The sequence below is a fragment of the Nevskia soli genome (assembly GCF_903970205.1).
Lineage (GTDB): Bacteria > Acidobacteriota > Terriglobia > Bryobacterales > Bryobacteraceae > Bog-113.
In genome coordinates, this window is record NZ_CAJCHS010000276.1 from 1 (window position 1) to 3,908 (window position 3,908).

The 3,908-nt window shown below is 57.9% G+C and carries 4 protein-coding genes; all 4 read right to left on the reverse strand.

Annotated features, from left to right (window positions below):
* Positions 1-171: 171 nt before the first annotated feature.
* On the reverse strand, positions 172-804 hold the full coding sequence (locus tag H1Y01_RS12420; protein WP_180540837.1) for a hypothetical protein: 633 nt from the start codon (positions 802-804) through the stop codon (positions 172-174).
* A 1-nt stretch (position 805) separates the two neighbouring features.
* Entirely contained in the window at positions 806-2,737 is a 1,932-nt protein-coding gene (locus tag H1Y01_RS12425) for a hypothetical protein (RefSeq protein ID WP_180540838.1), read from the reverse strand.
* Between the two features lie 47 nt (positions 2,738-2,784).
* The gene (locus H1Y01_RS12430) at positions 2,785-3,549 is read right to left on the reverse strand and encodes a DUF1829 domain-containing protein (protein WP_219341501.1); all 765 of its coding nucleotides are present in this window, start codon (positions 3,547-3,549) and stop codon (positions 2,785-2,787) included.
* A gap of 8 nt (positions 3,550-3,557) precedes the next feature.
* Positions 3,558-3,908 (reverse strand): DUF6978 family protein (locus tag H1Y01_RS19530; protein WP_219341502.1); only part of this gene is annotated, 351 nt, incomplete at its 5' end.

A 3,908-nucleotide genomic window follows, 5' to 3' on the forward strand; every position in this document is an offset into this window, starting at 1 on the left:
CAAACGGTGAATAAGTAACTTACTGCCGCTCGATGACCAGGCTTCCATTCGTCGTCATGGCGCGAATGGCCGCGCCTCCGCCGCCCAGTGCGCCGTTGATGGATTGCATGTGCGCATGCGCCATCTCCGCGGGTACGGAGAGTTCGGCGAAGTCGCTCTTGATGCGTCCGTTTACCGTAGTACCCGCAAATTGAGCCGAGTAGGAACGGGGAACGCTGAGGTGAATGCCGCGGTTACCGCACCATTCACCCGCGCCAAGTGCAGTCCGCCGTTCACGGTTTGAAGGTTCATGGTTCCCGCGACGTCGCTGACGTGTACGCCCCCATTCGTCGCTTGCAGGTCGAGCCCCGTTTGGTGCGGGACGAACACCTCATAGGAAACCGACCAGCCGCGGTTTCCTTCGGTCACAGGTCCGGTAGCCGCCACATCGCCCGCGACAGCGTGAACCTGAACGCCGGAAAAAACGGCCTGTGCATCGGCAAGCGAGTTGCTCCACGCTTCCACTTTGTATCGCACCAGCAGGCCGGGTTGGCTCCACCCTTTAACGTGGACGCCTCCATTGGCGCCCGCGTTGACACGGAGCGAGCCGGTGGAGGCGAGGGTTTGCTCGTGAACTTCGCAACGCTCCACGCGCCCCGAGTCCTGATTCCGGTCTTCGCAGCGCAGCGTGCGCTCCTGGTTATCGACAAGGCCGCTTTGCGCCGGCGCGGCGACCGGGACAAGGCAGATAAGGAACAGCAGGTAATTCGGTTTCATCCCCACTTTGACGAGGCCGCCGGTGAAAGGTTGGGAGAAATACGCCATCCTATCCCGGCAGAGTGACCTGATAAATGCTGATCCCTTGCGCCGTCGTGACGTACAGGTAATTTCCGCTGAGCGCGAGGGAGCCAAGGCCATCGATTACCGCGTAGGGATAGAGCACCGGGGACATTGGTGTCGTTGCGTCTAGAATGGCAAGCGTGCCGGGACCCTGAAAACCTGTCACCGGCGGAGCGATTGACAAGGCGTAAAATCCGCCGCCCAGCGAGACGACTCCGGCGCCCCCCGAAGATTGAATATCCGTCACAGTGGTGCTCAATATCTGCGGGCTCTGCGGGTTGGTGAAATCCAACACGCTGAGCGTCAAGTTCCCGTCATTCAAAAACTCCGGAGTACTTCCGACGTAGAGTACAGGATTATTCCAGGCCTGCGTGTTTCCGGCGATGAGTGCCGTTGTTCCTTGCAGCGCGATTCCCTGAAGCGAAACGGTTTGGGGTACCATCAGCTCCGTGACGGCCACCGGGCTCGCGGGCGTTGTCACATTGATAACCGTTACCTGGCCCTCGCCTGCTACCGAAGGTACGAAGTTACCGACTCCGTTGTTTGTGGTTCCAAGAACGGCGATGTCATCTCCGCCCAGGTTCGCGATTCCGAATCGGGGTGACGTGTTATCTGTATACCCGGTCGGCGGCGTGAAATCGGCATCAAACGCCGGGCTTGCCCAGTTCGCAAAGTTGTAGGTTTCGATCGCGCCCGTCTCTGAGAGGAAGTAGTCCGAGCTCAGCGACCATGAGGCGGAACTAGTGTCGAAAATCGCCGTACTTCCGTCGAAGGTAAAGTTGCCGGAGTAGGGGGTCTGCAGAGCGACGGGACCTCCGATAAGTGTTGGGTTCGTCGCCGAGGTGGTCAGGTCATAAACGAGGATATTGGTTCCGCTAGTAAGTTCAACCAGATAGTTCTGGTCAATCTGACACAGTGTGCCGACGCCGTTCAGATCCGATGCCCCGAAAGAAACCGCGGCTCCGGGTGCTTGTGGATTGGAAACATCGATCACGGAGATCTCGCTGACGCTGCATACATAGGCATAGGAACCATTCACCTGGACGTTTGCAGCCCCCTTTACATTGGTTTGAAGGGTTGTCGTCGGCACGCTGGCGCTTGAAACGTAAGTGAGGATTGAAGGCGGCGGTGTACCGGTTCCGCTGATAGTTACGATTGCCGATTGACTAGTGAAGGTAGTTCCCGCCCCGGAGGGCGCGTTACTATTCGGAACTGTAAGGGTAAAGCTCAGCGGATAGTCGCCATTGGGGAGCGAGGGCACGGTAATGTTGGCCTGCGCCAGTCCGACGAACCCCGGGGCCAGGCCGAGAAACGCGACGGGCGCATCCACTCCACCTATCGAGGCAGTCGAAGTGTATGGGGACGGGAACAAGGAGCTGGAAGGAGTCGGGTACCCATCGGTGAGGGTAGGGTCGGCGTTCCCGATTCCCGTCAGGTAGACAACCAGCGTCTGCCCGGAAGCCGCCGGCGCCGTTTCGGAATTAAGTGGAGTCGGATAATCGACCGCGACAGCTCGGTTGACTCCGTACTGAAAGATCCCCGGCGCGGCCGGCTGAAGCGTGAGCGCGACGGTGGTGCTTCCCGTTGTAGCTTGTAGCGTCAGCGTGCCCGTATCGGCGGTTGACTCGGTCGGCACCTGAAAGTTGATCTGCACTGCGCTCACGTAGAAGATCGGCGCGGGGAGCGAGTTGACATACAACGTTACGCCGTTCAAGGTGTTGGATAAAGGCGTCGACACCGCGCCCATTGGAGCGCCGGTTGTGAAACCACTCCCGAAGATCGTGGCGATACTTCCGGGAGCGATGCTGCCGCTGTAATCGGCTGCGTTAGTAATAGCGGCCACGACGGGCTGCGCGGAACCAATGGAAGCCACAGAAAGGGAAACAAGGACGAGGGAAATAGATAGACGAAGTCGCATTAGGAACCTGGATTGAGCATACGCCTTGCGCGGTCGAGTAGTTCCCGCTACGCCGCCAATTCGGTCACGACTTCGCCACGGTTGCTCCAGAGAACCGGCCGTATTTCGTAATTGCGGAAGGCTTCAATCACCCCGCCCGCAACGGGTTGTTCGTTATCGTTCAAAACCGCAAAGGCTTTCGATTCGCGTGGCCTGGTAGGCCGCGTATCATTCCAAGCGTGGATAAATGATTGCGCCTTATCCCGCGCGGGAGAAGTGATCGCCTGCAGAATGCGCTCGGGCTGACGCCGGGATTTTGGAATCACGAAATCAAAGAACTGATCATATCCGCTAATGCCGGGAAACTTCACACGAGGGGTATAGCGGACATCGTTGGCATCGAGCCACGCAATTACGTCCTCAAGAAATAAGTTCTCGATTACCGGCTTCGCCAAGTAGAACAAATCGTTCACAGCGAGCATCGCCTGGATCAAATAATGCTTGCGAACGGGGAAGTTTTCGGCGGTCGCATGCACCTCCAACGCTTCGTTGTTGAGCTTTACGCCAAAACCGTTCAAGGTCATTCTCAACAGGTCGTGCCGCTTCTCCGTGCTTAAGGTGCACCCTGACGCTTCCAGGTCGTGAATCGTGTAACTGTCGTCAGTCAGAACGAAGCCGCCGTTCTCACGGCGCGCATAGATCTGCAGCGCGTCGTTGTGCCGGTCCAGATAAGGCGTCGTGATCTCGACCCATGAACCGTTCACCTCGCGGAGCGTGGTCCGGTCTTTCAGCCAGTTGCGGTAGTCATGCAAGAGCTTTTCGATTTCAGCCACGCCGGCATTCATGAGAACAGGCCTTTCTCAATCCGCGGCGGTTCCGTTATGTTGCAGTGAACCATGAACGCCTCAAGAGTGGAATATAGGTCTTGTACATTCGGGTATCTATCAATGGGCGCCGGGATGGCCCACTTGTCCCCGAAATTCTCCACGTAGCGGTGGAGATGCGGGCACGGGACAGTCTTTCCCTTGTACGGTTCCAGCCACGGATAATTACCGATGGACGGCAAAGCATCCGGATTTGAATGCGGTGGCCCGTCAAGGTCGAGGCGCATGAGAATGATCGCCTGACGCGCCCGGTTCTGATAAGTCGCCTTCGTGAGCCTGATCGTAGCCCGGGTAACGTCGAGCATGAA